The 19,380-nt window shown below is 54.2% G+C and carries 16 protein-coding genes and 3 tRNA genes; 5 read left to right on the top strand and 14 right to left on the bottom strand.

The features are described from left to right. Positions 1–31: 31 nt before the first annotated feature. The 7 genes from dnaB to rnr form a co-directional block, all read right to left on the bottom strand. The gene (dnaB, locus tag ACUN8H_RS08440) at positions 32–1,420 is read right to left on the bottom strand and encodes a replicative DNA helicase (protein ID WP_295712433.1); all 1,389 of its coding nucleotides are present in this window, start codon (positions 1,418–1,420) and stop codon (positions 32–34) included. A gap of 307 nt (positions 1,421–1,727) precedes the next feature. After that, complete coding sequence (rplI, locus tag ACUN8H_RS08435) at positions 1,728–2,174, bottom strand: 50S ribosomal protein L9 (RefSeq protein WP_133730184.1); 447 nt, start codon at positions 2,172–2,174, stop codon at positions 1,728–1,730. 15 nt (positions 2,175–2,189) lie between these two features. Beyond that, positions 2,190–3,041 (bottom strand): hypothetical protein, encoded by an 852-nt coding sequence (locus tag ACUN8H_RS08430; protein WP_295712428.1) that lies wholly within the window; start codon positions 3,039–3,041, stop codon positions 2,190–2,192. A 12-nt stretch (positions 3,042–3,053) separates the two neighbouring features. Further along, a complete protein-coding gene (rpsR, locus tag ACUN8H_RS08425) occupies positions 3,054–3,281 on the bottom strand; it encodes a 30S ribosomal protein S18 (RefSeq protein WP_008958980.1) in 228 nt (75 codons plus the stop codon). Positions 3,282–3,314: 33 nt separating this feature from the next. Next, the gene (gene rpsF, locus ACUN8H_RS08420; protein WP_007113338.1) at positions 3,315–3,692 is read right to left on the bottom strand and encodes a 30S ribosomal protein S6; all 378 of its coding nucleotides are present in this window, start codon (positions 3,690–3,692) and stop codon (positions 3,315–3,317) included. Positions 3,693–3,927: 235 nt separating this feature from the next. Next, positions 3,928–4,713 (bottom strand): 23S rRNA (guanosine(2251)-2'-O)-methyltransferase RlmB, encoded by a 786-nt coding sequence (rlmB, locus tag ACUN8H_RS08415; RefSeq protein WP_445531689.1) that lies wholly within the window; start codon positions 4,711–4,713, stop codon positions 3,928–3,930. Positions 4,714–4,715: 2 nt separating this feature from the next. Next, positions 4,716–7,139 carry a ribonuclease R gene (gene rnr, locus ACUN8H_RS08410; protein WP_445531688.1) on the bottom strand — a complete coding sequence of 808 codons (2,424 nt, stop codon included), beginning with the start codon at positions 7,137–7,139 and terminating at the stop codon, positions 4,716–4,718. Between the two features lie 249 nt (positions 7,140–7,388). On the opposite strand from rnr, the gene ACUN8H_RS08405 reads away from it, so the two are divergent. From ACUN8H_RS08405 to ACUN8H_RS08395, 3 genes are all read left to right on the top strand, one after another. Then, positions 7,389–7,475, top strand: a tRNA-Leu gene (locus ACUN8H_RS08405). A gap of 59 nt (positions 7,476–7,534) precedes the next feature. Beyond that, positions 7,535–7,621 (top strand) — tRNA-Leu (locus ACUN8H_RS08400). Between the two features lie 45 nt (positions 7,622–7,666). Further along, positions 7,667–7,753, top strand: a tRNA-Leu gene (locus ACUN8H_RS08395). 101 nt (positions 7,754–7,854) lie between these two features. Here ACUN8H_RS08395 and ACUN8H_RS08390 read toward each other — a convergent pair. Together ACUN8H_RS08390 and ACUN8H_RS08385 are read right to left on the bottom strand one after the other, a co-directional pair. Continuing rightward, positions 7,855–8,715, bottom strand: coding sequence for a DNA/RNA non-specific endonuclease (locus tag ACUN8H_RS08390; protein ID WP_445531728.1), 861 nt, complete (start codon positions 8,713–8,715; stop codon positions 7,855–7,857). A 79-nt stretch (positions 8,716–8,794) separates the two neighbouring features. Then, entirely contained in the window at positions 8,795–9,070 is a 276-nt protein-coding gene (locus ACUN8H_RS08385; RefSeq protein ID WP_008958975.1) for an Lrp/AsnC family transcriptional regulator, read from the bottom strand. A gap of 292 nt (positions 9,071–9,362) precedes the next feature. Between ACUN8H_RS08385 and ACUN8H_RS08380 the strand changes: the two genes are divergently transcribed. Then, positions 9,363–9,677, top strand: coding sequence for a high-potential iron-sulfur protein (locus ACUN8H_RS08380; RefSeq protein WP_445531687.1), 315 nt, complete (start codon positions 9,363–9,365; stop codon positions 9,675–9,677). Positions 9,678–9,776: 99 nt separating this feature from the next. On the opposite strand, the gene ACUN8H_RS08375 is transcribed toward ACUN8H_RS08380, so the two are convergent. From ACUN8H_RS08375 to ACUN8H_RS08355, 5 genes are all read right to left on the bottom strand, one after another. Next, positions 9,777–11,342 carry a SpoVR family protein gene (locus ACUN8H_RS08375; RefSeq protein ID WP_445531686.1) on the bottom strand — a complete coding sequence of 522 codons (1,566 nt, stop codon included), beginning with the start codon at positions 11,340–11,342 and terminating at the stop codon, positions 9,777–9,779. Positions 11,343–11,383: 41 nt separating this feature from the next. Next, positions 11,384–12,673: a YeaH/YhbH family protein gene (locus ACUN8H_RS08370; protein ID WP_445531685.1), complete on the bottom strand. Its 1,290-nt coding sequence runs from the start codon at positions 12,671–12,673 to the stop codon at positions 11,384–11,386. A 60-nt stretch (positions 12,674–12,733) separates the two neighbouring features. After that, entirely contained in the window at positions 12,734–14,656 is a 1,923-nt protein-coding gene (locus ACUN8H_RS08365; protein WP_445531684.1) for a PrkA family serine protein kinase, read from the bottom strand. A gap of 305 nt (positions 14,657–14,961) precedes the next feature. Further along, positions 14,962–16,008 (bottom strand): threonine aldolase family protein, encoded by a 1,047-nt coding sequence (locus tag ACUN8H_RS08360; protein WP_445531683.1) that lies wholly within the window; start codon positions 16,006–16,008, stop codon positions 14,962–14,964. 172 nt (positions 16,009–16,180) lie between these two features. Beyond that, positions 16,181–18,202, bottom strand: coding sequence for an FAD-dependent oxidoreductase (locus tag ACUN8H_RS08355; RefSeq protein WP_445531682.1), 2,022 nt, complete (start codon positions 18,200–18,202; stop codon positions 16,181–16,183). A gap of 222 nt (positions 18,203–18,424) precedes the next feature. Here ACUN8H_RS08355 and ACUN8H_RS08350 point away from each other — a divergent pair, with 222 nt between their 5' ends. Further along, entirely contained in the window at positions 18,425–19,339 is a 915-nt protein-coding gene (locus ACUN8H_RS08350; RefSeq protein ID WP_445531681.1) for a DMT family transporter, read from the top strand. Positions 19,340–19,380: the final 41 nt, after the last annotated feature.

The following is a 19,380-nucleotide window of genomic DNA, read 5'->3' as shown; positions in this document are numbered from 1 at the left end:
AGCGATTCATCAAGAACCCGTCATTAAACGCTTAGTCGCCGAAGGCTTGGCCGTAGCTATCCGGGGCCAGGTCTTCGAAGCGGGTGTATTTACCAATAAATGCCATATGAACGGTGCCGATTGGTCCATTACGCTGTTTACCGATAATTAGCTCTGCAATCCCCTGATTGTCGGGATTATCTGGATTATAGACTTCATCTCGATAAACGAAGGCAATGACGTCCGCATCCTGCTCGATGGCACCCGACTCGCGAAGATCCGACATGACCGGGCGCTTGTTGGGACGCTGCTCCAATGAGCGGTTCAACTGAGAAAGTGCCACCACGGGGCAATTGAACTCTTTCGCCAAGCCTTTCAAAGAGCGCGAGATTTCAGAAATTTCGCCGGTGCGGTTTTCGCTAAAGCCAGGGATCTGCATCAGCTGAAGGTAATCGATCATGACCAGCGCTATATTGCCATGCTCACGCACTACCCGGCGCAACCTGGAGCGCATTTCATTAGGCGATAAGGCCGCGGTATCGTCGATAAACAGCTGTTTGTCTTTTAGCAGGTTGACCGCAGAGGTTAAGCGCGGCCAATCCTCATCTTCCAACTGACCGGTACGCACACGGGTTTGGTCAATCCTGCCCAGCGATGAAAGCATCCTAAGCATGAGCGATTCTGCCGGCATCTCCATGGAAAACACCATGACCGGCTTGTCGCTGGAAATGACCGCATGCTCTACCAAGTTCATGGCGAACGTGGTCTTACCCATGGAGGGGCGGCCCGCAATTACCACCATATCCGAAGGCTGTAGCCCGGTGGTCATTTCGTCCAGATCTCGGAAACCGGTCGAGAGCCCGGTCATTTCGCCTTTGAGATTAAACAGCTCATCAATGCGATCGACGGCTTTGGTCAGCAGGTCACTCATGCCAATGGGGCCGCCGGTCTTGGGCCGCTCCTCAGCAATCTGGAATACCAACCGCTCTGCTTCATTGAGCAGCTCATCCGCCGGACGACCCTGGGGCGAAAAGGCGCTATCAGCGATTTGATTCGCCGCACGGATCAGCTTCCGTAATGTCGCTCGCTCACGCACGATGTCAGCGTAAGCACGAATATTGCTGGCAGAGGGTGTATTGCGGGCAAGCTCAGCCAAAAAAGCCAACCCACCTACCGTATCTAAATGGTCACGCGCCTCCAGTGCTTCAGAGAGCGTGACCACGTCTAATGGCTGGCCAGATTCCGCCAGATGGATCATCACATTGAACACTAGACGGTGTTCATAACGGTAAAAGTCATCCGCTACCAACCGCTCTGAGACATTATCCCAGGCTTGGTTGTCCAGCATTAGCCCGCCTAATACCGACTGTTCCGCCTCCAGCGAGTGCGGCGGCAGTTTTAGCGCTGCCGTTTCTTGATCAGCAGAAGGCTGGTCCTGCATAGCGAGCTCCTTAAAACGTGAAAGCGTAGCCGATGAAAAGGAGCTATCTTAGCCGGAGCGAGTAAATTCGACTACCGGCATTGCCCCTCGCTAGACATTGTCTAAAAGCCGCCATGACTCAACGTATCGGGCGAATTTACGACACTATCCAGAACGTACTACTTATCCAACACAGGTACTTTGAAGCGCAAGCGCTTAAAGATAAACGTTTTAAAACACGAGATGACAAAAAACAAAAGGCGCGGGAAAACCCGCGCCTTTTGAGGCTGTCGTGCTAGCACAACAAGTGACTAAGCTAAGTAGCCAGTTACTCTGCCACTACCACAACGCGTACAACCGCATCCACTTCAGCGTGCAAGTGAAGGGCAATGTCGTATTCGCCAGTTTGGCGAATCGGGCCATTCGGCATACGGACTTCGCTCTTGGCAACATCGATGCCAGCAGAGGAAATGGCGTCAGCCAAGTCACGCGGCCCAATAGAACCAAACAGCTTGCCTTCGTCGCCTGCTTTGGAAACCAAAGACAGTTCGATGTCGTTCAACTGCTCAGCGCGCGCTTCGGCTTCCGCCTTACGCTCTGCAGCTTGCGCTTCGAGTTCAGCACGCTGCGCTTCAAACGCTTCGATGTTGTCTTTAGTAGCCGGTACGGCTAAACCGTAAGGCACCAAATAGTTACGACCATAACCAGGCTTCACGGTGACCTTATCACCCAGGCCGCCCAGCTTACCAATGTTGTCGAGCAGAATGACTTCCATCTCGTAAACCTCTTGTCAGTTGCTGCGGGCAAGGCGTGCGCGAACGTTCGCGAATGTATCAATCAGCCCCAACAGCAGCACAATGAGAATCGTGGGCCAGGTCGTGATCAGCAGCACATAAAATGCTACCAGCCACAGCCCGTTCATCCCCTTTAATCCAATAAACCCGTGCACTAACGCAACGCCAGCTACCAATAGCGGAATCCAGCCAAGCATCGCCAACGCATGTGCGCCTAGCAGCATGCCACCCACCCCAATCACCGCCAATACAGCTAGTTCTTTGGGGGTTAGGCGCAGTGCGTGAAACTCTTCGCGAAAGCCACCTGGATTATACAACCCAGCTTGCCAACTACGCGCAAGCGCCAAACACACGATGGCTGCCAATAGGACAACGAGCCCGGTCACACCACCTACCACTAGCGCGGCAATGGTTTGGGTATCGTAGCCTTGATTGGCGAATTCCGTGAGCATGCGATCCACTTCTTGTGAACCTTCACGCAACTGCTCAAGCATTAGTTCCGTACCACCTGGTGGGCTGAAAATGCCAAGCTGAACCATCACTGAGGCGACTAATGTCCCCACAATTAAGGTCTCGCCCCAACGCATTCTCTCGCGCAGAATGACCGCCATTAGCGTTACCAGCAATATGCTAGCAAGCGGAATGACATCACCTTGCGCCCACCACCAGCCAGCCGGTAGCGCTGCAGCGATAATAACCGGAAGCGCAGGCACGAAACCTTTACGCAGGGTCATCAACGCGGCGATGGCTGCCCCTAACCAGAACAACCAAGGCACTAGCGTTGCCAGGGCCGCCCCGCCTGCGGCGTAAGGCGTGCCCCGCATCAGCCATCGGGCTAGTGCCAGCATCACGTTAAACGCTTACTGGTGGCTATCGGAATAGGGCAGCAGTGCCAGATAACGCGAACGCTTGATAGCAGTCGCCAACTGACGCTGATAGCGTGCTTTGGTGCCGGTAATACGGCTTGGAACGATCTTGCCAGTTTCGGTGATGTAAGCCTTCAGCGTGTCCAGATCTTTATAATCGATCTGCTTGATGCCTTCAGCGGTGAAGCGGCAAAACTTACGGCGACGGAAAAAACGTGCCATGGACTAGCTCCTTAAAACGTGCAGTGAATAAAATCAGGCAGTTTCTTCTTCTTCAGCGCGCGGTTTTTCTTCGCGACGCGGACGTTTTTCTTCTGCCGGTTTCATCATCGGGGAAGCTTCAGTAACAGCTTCTTTGCAGCGAACAACCAGGCTGCGGATAATGGCGTCGTTGTAACGGAAAATATTCTCGATTTCATCGAGAGTCTCGCCGCTGCACTCAACGTTCATCAGCACGTAGTGGGCTTTGTGGATCTTGTTGATCGGGTAAGCCAAGTGACGACGGCCCCAATCTTCCAGACGGTGCACAGTGCCGCTGTTTTCAGTAACGATGCTGGTGTAGCGCTCAACCATCGCCGGCACCTGCTCGCTTTGATCCGGGTGGACCATAAACACGATTTCGTAATGACGCATGGGATCTCCTTGCGGTTTGACAGCTTCCTTTGTGTGCTACTGCTAAAAACAGTAAACGACGACAAGGAAGCAAGGAGTTAACTGAAGTGCGCCGCTACCGCATTAAACGGCTAACGGGGCATCAAACAGAACTTTTATCTCAACAACTGTTTTTTACGACAGTTACAATTACTAATTCTCACAGCTAACGCCCGCTTGCAGACAAACGGGCGCGTGTATCTTAGTAGTACGGCGTTTAACTTGCAAGCTGACGCTGACGAACTGCTTCAAACAAGCAAATACCGGTGGCCACCGACACGTTTAGACTAGAGACCTCTCCCGCCATCGGTAGCTTGGCTAGGTTATCGCATGCTTCACGGGTCAAACGACGCATGCCTTTTGCTTCTGCCCCCATGACCAGCGCAGTCGGGCCGGTCATATCAATGTCGAAAACGCTGGCCTCGGCTTCTCCGGCGGTGCCGGTAATCCAGACCCCGGCATCTTTTAGCTTGGCAAGCGTACGCGCCAGATTGGTCACCTGATAAACCGGCACCACCTCGGCAGCACCGCAGGCCACTTTGCGCACCGTGGCATTGAGCGGCGCGGCTTTATCTTTTGCCACGATGACCCCATGAGCCCCTGCGGCATCCGCGCTGCGCAGGCAGGCACCGAAGTTATGCACATCGGTGACCCCATCAAGGATTAGCAGAAGCGGCGGTGTAGGCGACGGCCAAGCACGCAGCTTAAGCCAGAGTGACTCCTCACCTTCTGGCGTCAGCGGTGGGCAAAACGCCACCACACCCTGATGAGCAGCACCCTGGGTTAGCTGATCCAGCAAATCGCGGGGCTGCTCTTTCACCCGAGCACCCTGCGACTGAGCGTGGGCGACCAACTCTTTCAAGCGGCTCCCCGCCCCCTGCTGCACCCATAACTCACGGGGCGCTTCGCCTCTGTCTAGCAAGCTTTGCAGTGCATGAACGCCATAGACCTGATCCAACCCATCGGGAGTCTTGGGACCCCGCCGTGAAGACGCTGACTTCATGCTCAGCCCTTATTAGGTGATGGTTTGCGTGGGCCGTTACGAGTACGGCGTGGGCCACGGCGCGTAGCGGGCTTCTCGCTATTGGAGGGTTTGTTGCCTGCCGATTTGGCGCCACCGGCTTTCGCTTTGGCCCCAGCGCCCTCTTCACCACCACGGCTCTTACGCGGCTGGCGGCGCGGACGGGGCTTCTCGTCCCCCAGGCCGAAATCGATCTTACGGTCATCCATATCGACACGCGCCACCTGCACCGTGAGGCCATCGCCCAAACGGTAGGTCGTGCCAGTACGCTCACCTTTCAGGCGATGCTTCTCTGCTTCGTAGTGGTAGTAGTCCGATGGCAACGAGGTCACATGCACCAACCCCTCTACGTAGAACTCATCCAGACGTACAAACAGACCAAACTGAGTGACCGAGGCAATCGTGCCCTCGAACATTTCGCCAAGCTTGTCGGACATGAACTCGCACTTCAGCCAGCTCTCTACATCGCGGGTGGCTTCGTCAGCGCGACGTTCCGTCATCGAGCAGTGTTCACCCAGCTCAAGCATCTGCTCGAAGGTATATGGACACCACTTACTTGGCGGCTCAACCGGTGCGCCTTCGACACGTAACACCGTGTTGGTTTGACGCGGGCCACGGATCACCGAACGGATAGCGCGATGCACCAACAGGTCAGGATAGCGACGAATCGGTGAAGTGAAGTGGGCATAGGCCTGGTAGGCCAAACCAAAGTGCCCCTCATTTTGCGGCGAGTACACAGCCTGATTCATCGAACGCAGCATGACTGTCTGGATAATATCCGCATCAGGGCGGTCAATAATTGCTTCGCGCAGCGCTTGGTAGTCCTGCGGAGTGGGCATATCGCCGCCGCCGACGGAGAGGCCTAGCTCATTGAGGAACAGACGAAGCTTATCCAGCCGCTCGGGCGTGGGCCGTTCATGGATACGGTAGAGCGCTGGCAGGTCATGCTTATCCAGGAAGCGCGCCGTGGCAACGTTAGCTGCCAGCATGCACTCCTCAATCAGCTTATGAGCATTGTTACGACTACGCGGCACAATTTTTTCGATTTTGCGCTCATCGTTAAAGATGATGGCCGTTTCAGTGGTATCGAAATCAATCGCACCACGCTCAGCGCGTGCTTCGCGTAACAGGTAATAAAGCTCTTCCAGGTTCTTTAGCGGTTTTAAGAGCTCACTGTGTTCTTGCCGCAGCACCTCGCCCTCTTCGCTCTTCTCATCAAGAATCGCGGCCACCTTGTTATAGGTAAGGCGAGCGTGAGAATTCATCACCGCCTCGTAGAAACGGTAGCGGCTGATCGCACCGGTTTGAGAGATATTCATCTCGCATACCAACACTAGGCGATCCACATGAGGGTTCAGCGAACAGAGACCATTAGACAACAGCTCCGGCAGCATGGGGACCACTTGACCGGGGAAGTAGACCGAGTTCCCCCGTGTGCGGCCTTCGTCATCTAGCGGCGTTCCAGGGCGCACATAGTGGGAAACATCCGCGATGGCGACAAGAAGCTTCCAACTGCCAGATTTCGTTTTCCATGCACACACCGCATCGTCAAAATCTTTAGCGGATTCATCATCGATGGTGACTAGCGGTACATCACGCAGGTCAACGCGGTGCTGCTTGTCTTCTTCCAGTACTTCCGCTGAAATGTCGGCAATTTGATCGAGTACTTCAGGCGGGAATTCAGCGGGGATATCGTAACTGCGAATCGCAATATCGATTTCCATACCGGGGTCCATACGCTCACCCAGCACTTCGACTACTTCGCCGACCGGCTGCACACGCGTCGCTGGCTGCTGAACGATCTTGGCCGAAATTACTTGACCATCTTTAGCGCCAGCACAGGCACTGTGCGGAATAATCACTTCCTGAGTAATACGCGGATTTTCGGGAATCAGAATACCGAACTCAGGCGTATTACTGCGGTAAACACCCACAATGGTTTGCGTGTTGCGTGCAATCACATCGGCAATGGTCGCTTCATCACGGCCACGGCGATCACGCCCGCTAACCCGAGCCAATACATGGTCACCGTGAAAGACGCGCCGCATTTGCCGCGGCGGCAGTACCAGGTCAGGCTTTTTGCCATCATCGCGCAGCAAGAAGCCAAAGCCATCGCGGTGCCCAAGCACTTTGCCTTTAATGAGATCCAGCTTATCAATTAACGCATAGGCACTGCGGCGGTCACGCAACACTTGGCCATCGCGCTCCATCGCCGCCAAACGGCGCCGGACAGCCTCGATGAGTTCTTCGTCTTCCAGGCCCAGCATTCGGCTCATATTTTCATGGGTAATTGGCTTACCGTATGTCTCTAGGGCAGCAAGCAAATATTCCCGGCTTGGCGCGGGATTACCATATTTATGCGCCTCGCGCTCGGCATGTGGATCATCACTTAACGTCCAATACTTCATACGAGCAACATCCTTGATGGCGTCATTTGCGAGAGGCATAAAAAAAGCGCATACGCGAAGCGTTGCGGGCGGGGGATTTCAGTGTTTGAAGCGCTGAAATGAATAGGGTTTTGTTTAGTCATAGGCGCAGTATAGCGCTGCACGTTCAATCACCCAACCGTCTTAGACATTGTTTATACAATTTGCTTCGCAAAAAGCCTCTACAGGGTCTTGCATTTAACCATCACCCCGGTATTATACGCGCCACTTGCCCAGATGGCGGAATTGGTAGACGCGCTAGCTTCAGGTGCTAGTGTCCGTATGGACGTGGAGGTTCAAGTCCTCTTCTGGGCACCAAACTGCTTCTTTACTACTCATTAGTGTAAGCAGTACGGTACCAAGCAAGGTTTGTGTTCGCCCAGGTGGCGGAATTGGTAGACGCGCTAGCTTCAGGTGCTAGTGTCTGTATGGACGTGGAGGTTCAAGTCCTCTCCTGGGCACCATACGAACACAAACAGCAAGTTGTTAATCCAAGCGTTAAATGATGCGCCCAGGTGGCGGAATTGGTAGACGCGCTAGCTTCAGGTGCTAGTGTCCGTATGGACGTGGAGGTTCAAGTCCTCTCCTGGGCACCATGACTTACATGGGCCAGTCCGCATCATGACAACTTCTCCAAGCTTATCTTCTCGACGCTACCGCTCTCTTTAAAGTACTTGCCTCTCTCAAGTATGCCTCTTTATTGATAACGCCCCGGCCGTCGTGCCACTTCCTCAAGCGACCAGCCCTGTGTACGCAACTCCCCTTCCAGCACTGACTCTACTTCCCTCGTCAACTCTGGGAAGAAGTTAAGCCCTGTAAGTGCCTCGATATCATCGATTGTGACCAGGTAGTCATCCAGTGGCTCATTACCACGGACATCCTGCGGCATGATAAACGCCAACGCTAACGGGGCTTCACTGTGTGGCGCGACAATAATTTTATAAAACGCCGAAGGTACTTCCACCAACCCTACCCGATTAAACACGTTATCCATAAAGTGTTCTGGAAAAATGGGGCCGGTAATCACCTGCAACCGGTCAAAGCGTGGCGCAAAGTGATCCATTACCGTCTCTTCTAAACGCTGCCACAGCTGGCGGTTCAGGTTGGGTCGTTGCGGGGCCATATTGCTCATCAAGAAGGTATCGACCTGAGCGCTGCGCCCATGCACCGCCGCAATAGCGTAATTGGGCGCCAGATGGCCTCGGTCGTAACCGCTGCCGGCGTAACTATCGGTGCCTACCGGCCAAAGCGTACGCCAGTCGGCTTGAAAGTTTGGGCGAGAGCCAATACGTGAATCGTCTACCGCTTCAACTTGATAGCTTACCCATAGCGGGTTGACGCGCACATCCGACCAACCTACCAAATAACCCTCATTGCGCAGCACACGGTGCATCGTGGTTGGATTAAATGTCTCCCAGCTAGGCACACCCATCCATGTGTAGGCATCTTTATGCTGACGCTCCTGAAATTCCCAAAGCCCGGTGCCAACGGCAACGAACAACACAGCTATCCCCAAGCGTCGACCCTGCCGACGCCAGCTTGAAAGCGACGTTCCCAACACGCTTACTCCCTGACTAGCCCTAGCGTAAACGCTATTTAAGCGACCAACGAGGCAACCATTGAAAGCTGCTTATGGTCTACCAGCCTAGCGAAAACATGGTTTCGAGGTCATGACGGGAGTGAACCTGCATGGCATTCAAGGTTTCTGTATCGCTGATACCCTCTACGGCATTTAAGCGCTCGGTTACCAGTTCAGCCAAGCTTTCGAAATCACGTGTGCGCGCAATGGCCACCAGGTCGTAGCGTCCACAGGTGGAGTAGACTTCACTAATACCTTCGACATCGGCCAAGCGCTCGGCCACGGCTTTTACCTGACCTTTATCGGTATTGATTAAAATGACTGCGTTTTGCATATCGCGCCCCTTAAAGAAAATGATGGCAACTCGACGTTGCCTCGAAGCTGCGCAGAGTATAACAGCGACCAAGAAGCGAGCGCAGCACCCAACAGCAGCGTGACCAATTGTCGCTGTACACTACAAGGCATTCGCACAACCTTTGTACATTCGCTAGCATGTAATGGTTGGAGAAGTATCTAGCAATGTGTCGCTAAGCACTCCGGCTGTTAAGATAATGCGGAGCACAAAGAGGTGGCTAACCACCCGACCAACGTGACCAAACGTCAGACCGTGACGATAAGGAGAAATCATGGCTAATAAAAGCCGTCGAGACTTCATGCGCAACAGCATGCTTGGGCTAGCGGCCCTGCCGCTGGGTGCAGGCATTCTTTCCAAGACTGCCTTTGCTCAAGAGCTGCCGCGCCTTGATCCCGCTTCAAGCAACGCTCAAGCGCTTAACTACGTCGAAGACGCCAGTGAAGCCAGCGATCACCCCGCTTATGAAGAGGGCGAGCGCTGCGATAACTGTATGTTCTTTAATGCAGAAACGCAGGGATGCCAACTATTCCCTGAAAATAGCGTCGCCCCTGCTGGCTGGTGTCAGTCTTGGACTGCGCAAGCCTAAGCCACTAACCCTCAAAGTGGTTACCGCCTACCCCGCGCCCAGCGCGGGGTAGTGGTTTTGGAAAATAGGTTTTGGAAAGTCGGGTTTCTAAATGAGCGGTTAAGAAGCATTGCCCTCCTCTTCTACCGGCCAGTGGAACCGACGCGTCACCCGCCCTTCTTCCATCGAAACGAGATGAACAGGGAACCCCCACAACTGCTGTAGATGGCGAATCACTGGGTAAACGCTTCGCCCCAGCGGACGACGATTGTCCTGCACATGATGAAGCGTCAATGAGCGGTCTCCACGAATCGCTGCTTCGACTACTTGTATATTGGGCTCACGCACCGAAAGCGCATACTGAGTAGCGAGCGCTTCACGCACCTGACGATAACCCTGTTCGTTATGAATGGCGGCCACTTCTAAGGTTTCGGCCTGATCATCATCTATCACTAGAAACAGCTTATGGTCGCGCATGACTTTTGGCGAAAGAAACTGCTGAATAAACGACTCGTCTTTGAAGTTACGCATCGCAAACTCAACCGTCTCACGCCACGGCGTGCCCGCTATATCAGGAAACCACTCTCGATCTTCAGAGGTAGGGGCCTCACAGATACGTTTGATATCCATAAAGATCGAGAAGCCAAGCGCATAAGGATTAATACCGCTAAAGTGCGGGCTATCAAAGGCGGGCTGGTTAATCACTGCAGCATGCGACTGCAAAAACTCCAGCATCAACCCTTCATCGACATTGCCATCATCATAGAGTCGATTCATTAGCGTGTAGTGCCAGAAACACGCCCAGCCTTCATTCATTACCTGCGTTTGGCGTTGCGGGTAAAAATACTGCGCTAATTTACGCACAATTCTCACCACCTCGCGCTGCCAAGGCGCCAGTAGCGGTGCATTTTTTTCAATAAAGTAGAGTAGGTTCTCCTGCGGTTCCGAAGGGTAAAGCCCTCCACTGTGCAAGCCTAACGGGTCATCATCACTGTGCACGCTGCCCGGCAGCGAAGAATGCCCAGTGGGCGCTTCAGGAATGGTGCGCCAAAGCATATTGACCTGCGTCTGAAGATAAGCCTCCCGCTCCTCCTGCCGCCTCGCCTCCTCTTCCGCCGATATCGGTGAGGGCCGCTTGTAACGATCAACGCCGTAGTTTTGTAGCGCGTGACAAGCATCCAACAACTGCTCGACCGCCTGCACGCCGTGGCGCTCTTCGCACTGGGCGATATATTTACGCGCAAACACCAGGTAATCGACGATGGAAGAAGCGTCTGTCCAAGTACGGAACAGGTAATTGCCTTTAAAAAAGGAGTTATGGCCGTAGCAGGCGTGGGCCATCACCAGCACCTGCATCATCAACGTGTTCTCCTCCATCAAGTAGGCAATACAAGGGTCGGAGTTGATGACCAGCTCGTAAGCCAGGCCCATTTGGCCACGCTTGTAAGCCCCCTCAACGGCCAGAAACTGTTTACCGAACGACCAGTGGTGATACCCCACCGGCATGCCCACACTAGCGTAGGCATCCATCATCTGCTCGGTGGTAATCACTTCAATTTGGTTGGGATAAGTATCGAGTCGGTACTCATCAGCAAGCCTTGCTAGTTCCGCATCGAAGCGCTCTAGCATCGTGAAGTTCCAATCCGAGCCGGTGGCAATCGGCTTGCGCTTGCGGGTCGTACTCATAGCCCACTCCTCTATACGCGGTCACTAGTCTCGCTACACGGTCACGAGGACTGGCTTAAGCGACGCTTGAACAGTTCGCGAAAGACCGGATAAATATCCCCCGCCTCAACAATTTGCCGCATGGCAAAACGCTCGGGAAAGGCTTTCACCACGCTCTCGTACTCATGCCAAAGTGATTGATGGTCGTGAGGGGTAATCTCAACATAAGCATAGTATTGCAACTGCGGCATCAACTGCTTGACCAACAGGTCACGGCATATATTTGAGTCGTCATCCCAGTTATCGCCATCGGAAGCCTGGGCCACATATAAATTCCACTGCCCGACCGGATAACGCTTTTCGATAATTTTGTTGACCAAATTGAGGGCGCTGGAAACGATTGTGCCACCGGTTTCCCGTGAGTAAAAAAACTCCTCCTCGCTCACTTCACGGGCGGCCGTATGGTGGCGCACAAACACCAGCTCGACTTTTTCGTAGTGCTTTTCCAGAAACAGATAGAGCAGCAGGAAAAACCGCTTGGCGATATCTTTATGGTTTTGGGTCATTGATCCTGAAACGTCCATGACACAAAACATTACCGCCTGGTTGGAGGGCTGCGGCTGCGCGCTTAACTGGTGGTAGCGTAAGTCATAAGTATCTATAAACGGCACGCCCGCAATGCGTTTCTCCAGGCGCTCGATTTCGGCTTTAAGCTCACTGACTCGCGTGGGGTTACGCAGCACTGAATCTTTACGCTCTTCCGCGTCGAGGGCCTCCTGGGCCTCTTTAAGCGCGCGTTTAATGGGCGCCCGCATGGCAATACGGCGGGCATAGGCTTCCCGCATTGAACGGGTAATACTGATGCGCGAAGGCACACCGTCTTTTGAAAGTCCTGCCCGCACCATTTTGACTTCTTCTAGCGACTTCAGCGGCTTACGCTGCAAGTGGGGCAACTCTAAGCCATCAAACACGAACTCCAGAAACTCTTCCCGGCTGAGCGTAAAGGCAAATTCATCGTTCCCTTCGCCCTGGTTAGAAGCGCCCCCCTCACCTGCCCCACTGCCGCCGCCCTGCCCGCTGGGACGGCGAATTTTATCGCCTGCAAGAAACTCCTTATTGCCCGGTGAGACGACATTACGTGCCCCCCCCGGGCCATGCTGAAAAACCGGCTCAGAAATATCCTTGGTCGGAATAGAAATTTTCTCACCACGCTCCATATCGGTAATCGAGCGGCGGTTTACGGCCTCTTCCACCGAGCGCTTTATATGTTTGCGATAGCGCTCTAAAAAGCGCTGGCGGTTCACCGCGCTTTTATGTTTTGCATTAGGCCTTCGATCAATAAAGTAGGTCATACGACCTCCTTAAACGCCCGACTTAAGCACTGTTATTACTAGTACTTTCAAGACAGTCCCTTACTGGGACTTACGCACACGCAAGTACCACTCAGACAATAGCCGCACCTGTTTTTCGGTGTAGCCACGCTCAACCATCCGTGCCACAAAATCCTCATGCTTCTTCTGATCCGACCGCGAGGCCTTGGCATTGAAGGAAATGACCGGCAGTAGCTCTTCGGTATTAGCGAACATCTTGTGCTCGATAACCCCCTTGAGCTTTTCATAGGACTGCCAGCTCGGGTTCATGCCATTATTTTGCGCGCGTGCCCGCAGTACAAAATTGACCACCTCATGCCGGAAATCTTTAGGGTTGGAAATACCCGCCGGTTTCTCGATTTTCTCCAGCTCTTCGTTCAGTGACTGTCGATTCAACAGCTCCCCGGTTTCATGGTCGCGGTACTCCTGATCCTGTATCCAGAAATCGGCGTAGGTCACGTAACGGTCAAAGATGTTTTGACCATACTCACTGTAGGATTCGAGGTAAGCGGTTTGAATCTCCTTACCGATAAAGTCGACGTAGCGAGGCGCCATATACTCCTTGATGAAGCCCAAGTAACGCTCGAATACTTCTGAAGGCAGCTGTTCGCGCTCCAACGCCTGCTCGAGTACATACAGCAAATGCACCGGGTTGGCGGCGACTTCAGTGCTGTCAAAGTTAAACACCTTAGAAAGAATTTTGAACGCGAAACGAGTAGAGAGCCCTTGCATGCCCTCATCAACGCCCGCCGCGTCGCGATACTCCTGAATCGACTTGGCCCGTGGGTCGGTGTCTTTTAGATTCTCACCGTCATACACCCGCATTTTGGAGTAGATATTGGAATTTTCCGGCGCTTTTAGCCGTGAAAGCACCGAGAACTGCGCCAGCATCCGTAGCGTATCCGGTGCGCAAGGGGCCGCGTTGAGTGATGAGTCCTCAAGCAGTTTTTGATAGATTTTGATCTCTTCGGTGACCCGTAGGCAGTAAGGCACCTTGACGATATAGACCCGGTCAAGAAACGCTTCATTATTGCGGTTGTTGCGAAATGCCTGCCATTCAGACTCGTTGGAGTGGGCTAGGATCACACCATCAAAGGGAATCGCCCCCATGCCTTCGGTAGGGTTGTAGTTGCCTTCCTGCGTGGCCGTGAGCAGCGGATGCAGCACCTTGATTGGTGCCTTGAACATCTCCACGAACTCCATTAGCCCCTGGTTAGCCCGGCATAAACCGCCGGAGAAGCTATACGCGTCAGGATCATCCTGGGAATAAAGTTCTAATTGGCGGATATCGACCTTGCCCACCAGCGAAGAGATATCCTGGTTATTTTCATCACCTGGCTCGGTTTTGGAAATAGCTATTTGATTTAGCCGTGAGGGGTACAGACGCACCACTCGGAACTGAGAAATATCGCCGCCATACTCTTTTAGCCGCTTGGCTGCCCAAGGCGACATCACGCTGCGCAGGTACCGTTGAGGAATACCGTACTCTTTTTCTAACAGCTCGCCGTCCTCTTCGGGGGAGAACAGCCCAAGCGGTGACTCGTAGACTGGTGAACCCTTAATGGCATAGAACGGGATGCGCTCCATCAGTAGCTTGAGACGCTCCGCCAGTGACGACTTACCGCCCCCCACCGGGCCAAGCAAGTAGAGGATCTGTTTGCGCTCTTCAAGCCCTTGGGCCGCATGGCGGAAGTAGGCAACGATTTGCTCGATGGCCTCCTCCATGCCATGAAACTCGGCAAAAGCGGGGTAACGACGAATCACTTTGTTAGAAAAAATTCGTGACAGACGCGGGTCTTTCGCCGTGTCGATCACTTCAGGTTCGCCTATGGCTTCCAGCATGCGCTCGGCGGCGCTGGCATAAACCTTCGGGTCACGGCGACAAAGCGCCAGATACTCCTCAAGGCTCATGTCCTCTTGCTGAACGCGGGCAAATCGGTCTTGAACGTGATCAAAGATGCTCATGGAACTCTCCTGTGGCCCAACCCCAGGCAGTCACCGCCAAGCCAAGTGTTTCGCAACGGTGTGCCAAACGAGGTGTCGCTTTTTTAGCGTAGTCAGCATTAGCAAAAAGTGATGACTAAAACTTCAACGCAGCAGCGATATCGCAGTGACGATATAGATAGGAGAATTATTCAGGCGATTAGTTGCGTTAAATAAAGCAACTAACCAGGCGAAGGGAAACGACCGGGCAGTCACGCCGCTGCCTGGGCGGCGGCGTGACTAGGGAGGGGTACTAAACAACGTCAAAAGAGGCTCTGTTTTTGCGCTTAACGCTCAAGGACAGCGCGAATATCGGCCAATAGCTCATCGAGTAATTCAACGGTGGTATTCCAGGCGCACACGAACCGAGCACCGCCAGCGCCGATAAAGGTATAGAAGGTCCAACCTCTGGCTTTCAACGCTTCAATGGCCGGTGGCGGCAATTCAACGAAAACACTATTGGCCTGCGTAGGGAACATCAATGAGACACCCGGCAACGCCTGCAAGCCTTCCGACAGGTAACGCGCCATGGCATTGGCGTGCTGGGCATTGGTTAACCAGGCGCCACTTTCTAATAATCCTAACCACGGCGCTGAGATAAAACGCATTTTAGAAGCCAGTTGGCCTGCCTGTTTGCAGCGGTAAGAGAAATCTTCGGCTAACTCGCGGTTAAAAAACAGGATCGCTTCGCCAAAGGCTAAGCCGTTTTTGGTACCGGAAAAGCACAGTGCGTCGACCCCCACCTGCCAGGTAATTTCAGCCGGCGTGGCATCTAGGCTGGCACAGGCGTTCGCAAAACGGGCGCCGTCCATATGCAGCCGCAGGTCGTGCTTATCGGCAATGGCACGAATGGCCATCAATTCTTCGCGAGAGTAGAGCGTCCCCACTTCGGTCGCTTGGGTCAGCGACACCACTTTGGGTTTAGGATAGTGAATATCGCTGCGCTTGGTCACCAGGGCTTCAATGCCTTCTGGGGTGAGTTTACCGTTGGCACCCGGTGAGGTAAGCAGCTTCGCACCGTTGGAGAAGAATTCGGGGCCACCGCACTCGTCGGTTTCGATATGCGCCAACTCATGACAAATCACGCTGTGGTAACTGCGACCCATCGCCGACAGCGCCAGAGAGTTAGCAGCGGTGCCGTTAAAGACAAAGAACACATCACAATCGTAGTCAAACATCTCGCGGAAGCGATCTGCAGCGCGGGCCGTCCAGAGATCATTGCCATATGCCAAATCATCGCTACGATTGGCTTCAAGCAGGTATTCCATCGCCTCCGGGCAGATACCTGAGGTGTTATCACTGGCTAAAAAACGCGGGCTACACTCCGAGGTCATGACGAGGGTCCTTTTATCTGGCGATCGAACGGCGCGAGCTGGGTGCCACTCTCGCCTTTAATATCTAGCTATTCTTAATAGCCAGATTAGTCGTTTAGTCTATCGCCATTTATGGGCCAACGTCACCCGCGCTTTTAAGCACTTACTTATCAATCAGATCTTGTGCGCATTTTTACAAACTCGCCGCCAAGCGTGTGCCCTGCTCAATGGCGCGCTTGGCGTCTAGCTCGCTGGCTTCATCTGCACCGCCAATCACATGCACGGCCACCCCTGCTTGCTCTAGCGGGGCCAACAAGTCGCGCACGGACTCTTGCCCGGCACACACCACCACGCTGTCCACCGCCAGCACCTGAGTGATGTCATCACGACGAATGTGCAAACCAGCATCATCGATTTTGAGATATTCGCAACCCGTTAGCGTAGTGACATCACGTGCCTTAAGCGACGCGCGATGTACCCAGCCTGTGGTTTTACCCAAATTCTTGCCAGGCTTGGAGGTTTTACGCTGCAACATCACAATCTGGCGGGGCACAAGGGGTGGCGTCGGTGTTTTTAGACCGCCACGTTCGCCCACGGCCAAGTCCACGCCCCACTCATCGCACCAGGCATCAATATCTAACCCAGGATGGCCTTGGTGGGCGAGCAGCTCCGACACATCGAACCCAATCCCACCGGCACCAATAACCGCTACGTTAGCGCCTACACGCTCCGGGTTCTCAATGGCCGCGGCATAGCTCAACACCTTGACATGGTCGTGACCGGGCAGCTCCAGCTCGCGAGGTTTGACGCCAGTGGCCATCACCACCTCATCAAAAGCAGTCAGCGCTTCTGCGGTGGCCGTCGTGTTGAGCCGCACCTCTACCGCATACTTCTCAAGCATCACCCGGTAATAGCGCAGCGTTTCGTTAAACTCCTCTTTACCGGGAATTTTACGTGCGTAGTTGAACTGGCCGCCCAGCTCGCTGCGCTGCTCAAACAAGACCACGCGATGGCCACGGCTAGCCGCTGTCACAGCCGTTGCCAAACCAGCCGGACCGCCACCCACCACCGCTACCCGTTTGAGTGCTTGTGCAGGCGCGATCACTAGCTCGGTTTCATGGCAGGCGCGCGGGTTGACCAAGCAGGAAGTCAGCTTTCCGGCAAAGGTGTGATCCAGGCAGGCTTGGTTACAGGCGATACAGGTATTGATCTCGTGCGCCAAGCCGGCTTGTGCTTTGCGCACCCAGGCGGGATCGGCCAGAAAAGGCCGCGCCATGGAAACCATGTCGGCATGGCCTTCGGCCAGCACGTGCTCGGCGACCTCGGGCATATTGATGCGGTTGGTGGTAATCAACGGGATCGAAAGCGCCGATTTGATACGCTTGGTCACCTCGGTAAAGGCCGCTCGGGGTACGCTGGTCACAATCGTCGGTACCCGCGCTTCATGCCAGCCGATGCCGGTATTAATCACATTCGCCCCAGCGTCCTCAATCGCTTGCCCAAGGGTGACTACTTCTTCCCAGGTACTGCCCTCTTCGACCAGATCAATCATCGAGAGGCGGAAAATAATCACAAAACGCTCGCCTACCGCCTCACGTACGCGGCGGACGATCTCGACGGCAAAACGCATACGGTTTTTAAACGGGCCGCCCCACGCGTCGTCGCGCTGATTGGTGCGCTGACAAATAAACTGATTGACCAGATAACCTTCGGAGCCCATTACTTCAACACCGTCATAGCCCGCCTGCTGCGCCAAGCGCGCACAGCGCACGTAGTCAGCAATTTGCTGCTCGACCTCGTCGCTACTCAGCGCCCTCGGCATGAACGGATTGATCGGCGCCTGTATCGCCGAAGGTGCTACCAGTTCCGGTGAATAAGCGTAGCGCCCTGCGTGCAGTATCTGCATACACAGGTGGCCGCCCTCGGCGTGTACCGCGTCAACCACCTGACGATGTTCAGGCAGTTGCGCCTCGTCGACGAGCGCATTGGCTCCCTGGAAAACCGCGCCCTCCGCGTTAGGCGCAATGCCGCCTGTCACGATGAGACTGACACCCTCTCGCGCCCGCTCCGCGTAAAAAGCGGCCAGGCGCTCAAACCCCTTCGGCGCCTCTTCTAAATTGGTATGCATGGACCCCATTAAGACGCGGTTAGGCAGCGTCAAATGACCAATCGTTAGCGGTCGAAAAAGATGCGGATAGGCGGGCGTCTGGGTCATCACGGGTCTCCTGGCTTTTATTAGTGGCAGTGCTAGCAGCAGTGCAATACAAATTCAAACAAGCGTATGACATCCTGAGCGGTACGTATAGCCCTTCGAACCAGCCCCTCAAACCGGCCCTTCACGCCAACCCCTTTAATCTAGCCCTCGATCTTAGTCAACCGCTTGCCCAGCGCGCCAATCCGCGTCACATTACCCGGCTAACGATAAGGAACCGTTGCGATGCCCTTGATTTACTTTTTGCCGCCCCTCGCCACCGTATTGATTTGGTCGGGCAATATGACCATAAACCAGCTTAGCGTAGGCGCCATTGCGCCCAGCAGCATTGCTTTTTTGCGCTGGCTGTTAGCGCTCGCGGTGATGACCCCGTTTGTACTGCCAGCGGTGCTGCGCCATCGTGCAGAAATTCGTCTCCAGTGGCCGAAACTGGCACTGCTTGGGTTACTGGGCATGGGGCTTTGGCAGGGGCTTGCTTACGTGGCGGCAGAAACCACGACGGCCACGAACATGGGCATTCTGGCCGCCATGGTGCCGCTATTGACCGTTTTGCTTAGCGCGCTGATTCTGCGTGAACCACCGACATTAGGCGGCGTTTTAGGCGGTGTGCTGGCCTTTGTGGGGGTTACTGTATTGCTGGGGCGTGGCAACCCGCTTTCACTGCTGCAGCTACAAGTGGCCCTAGGCGATGCACTGATGGTCGTGGCGGCCACTTGCTATGCGCTATATGGGGTGATGTTAAAACGCTGGTCAATGAATTTACCCCCCTGGGTGATGCTTTACGCCCAGGTCTGTTTTGCCGTGCTGATTCTACTGCCACCCTATTTGGTGGGCCCCATGACGCCGATTGATGGCCAAAACATCGGGCTAATCCTCTACGCAGGTATTCCCGCTTCAGTGATCACCACTTTTTTATGGATGCGTGCCGTGCGCCAAATCGGTGCCAATCAATCGAGTATCTTTATCAACCTCATGCCGCTGTTTAGCGCCGTGATTGCCATGATTTTTTTAGGTGAGCGAGTGGCGGGCTTCCACTTTGCAGGCGGACTACTAATTCTTGCCGGGGTCATCATGGCACAGACCCTGACACGCCCGTTAACACGTAGTTTAACCCCGGATAAGCCGAGCAACGCTCAATAATGGTAGAATAAGCATCTACTTCTGACGTTGGAAAGCCCTGA

This window comes from Vreelandella sp. V005 (assembly GCF_052645115.1).
This window is presented reverse-complemented; position numbering and strand designations above follow the sequence as displayed.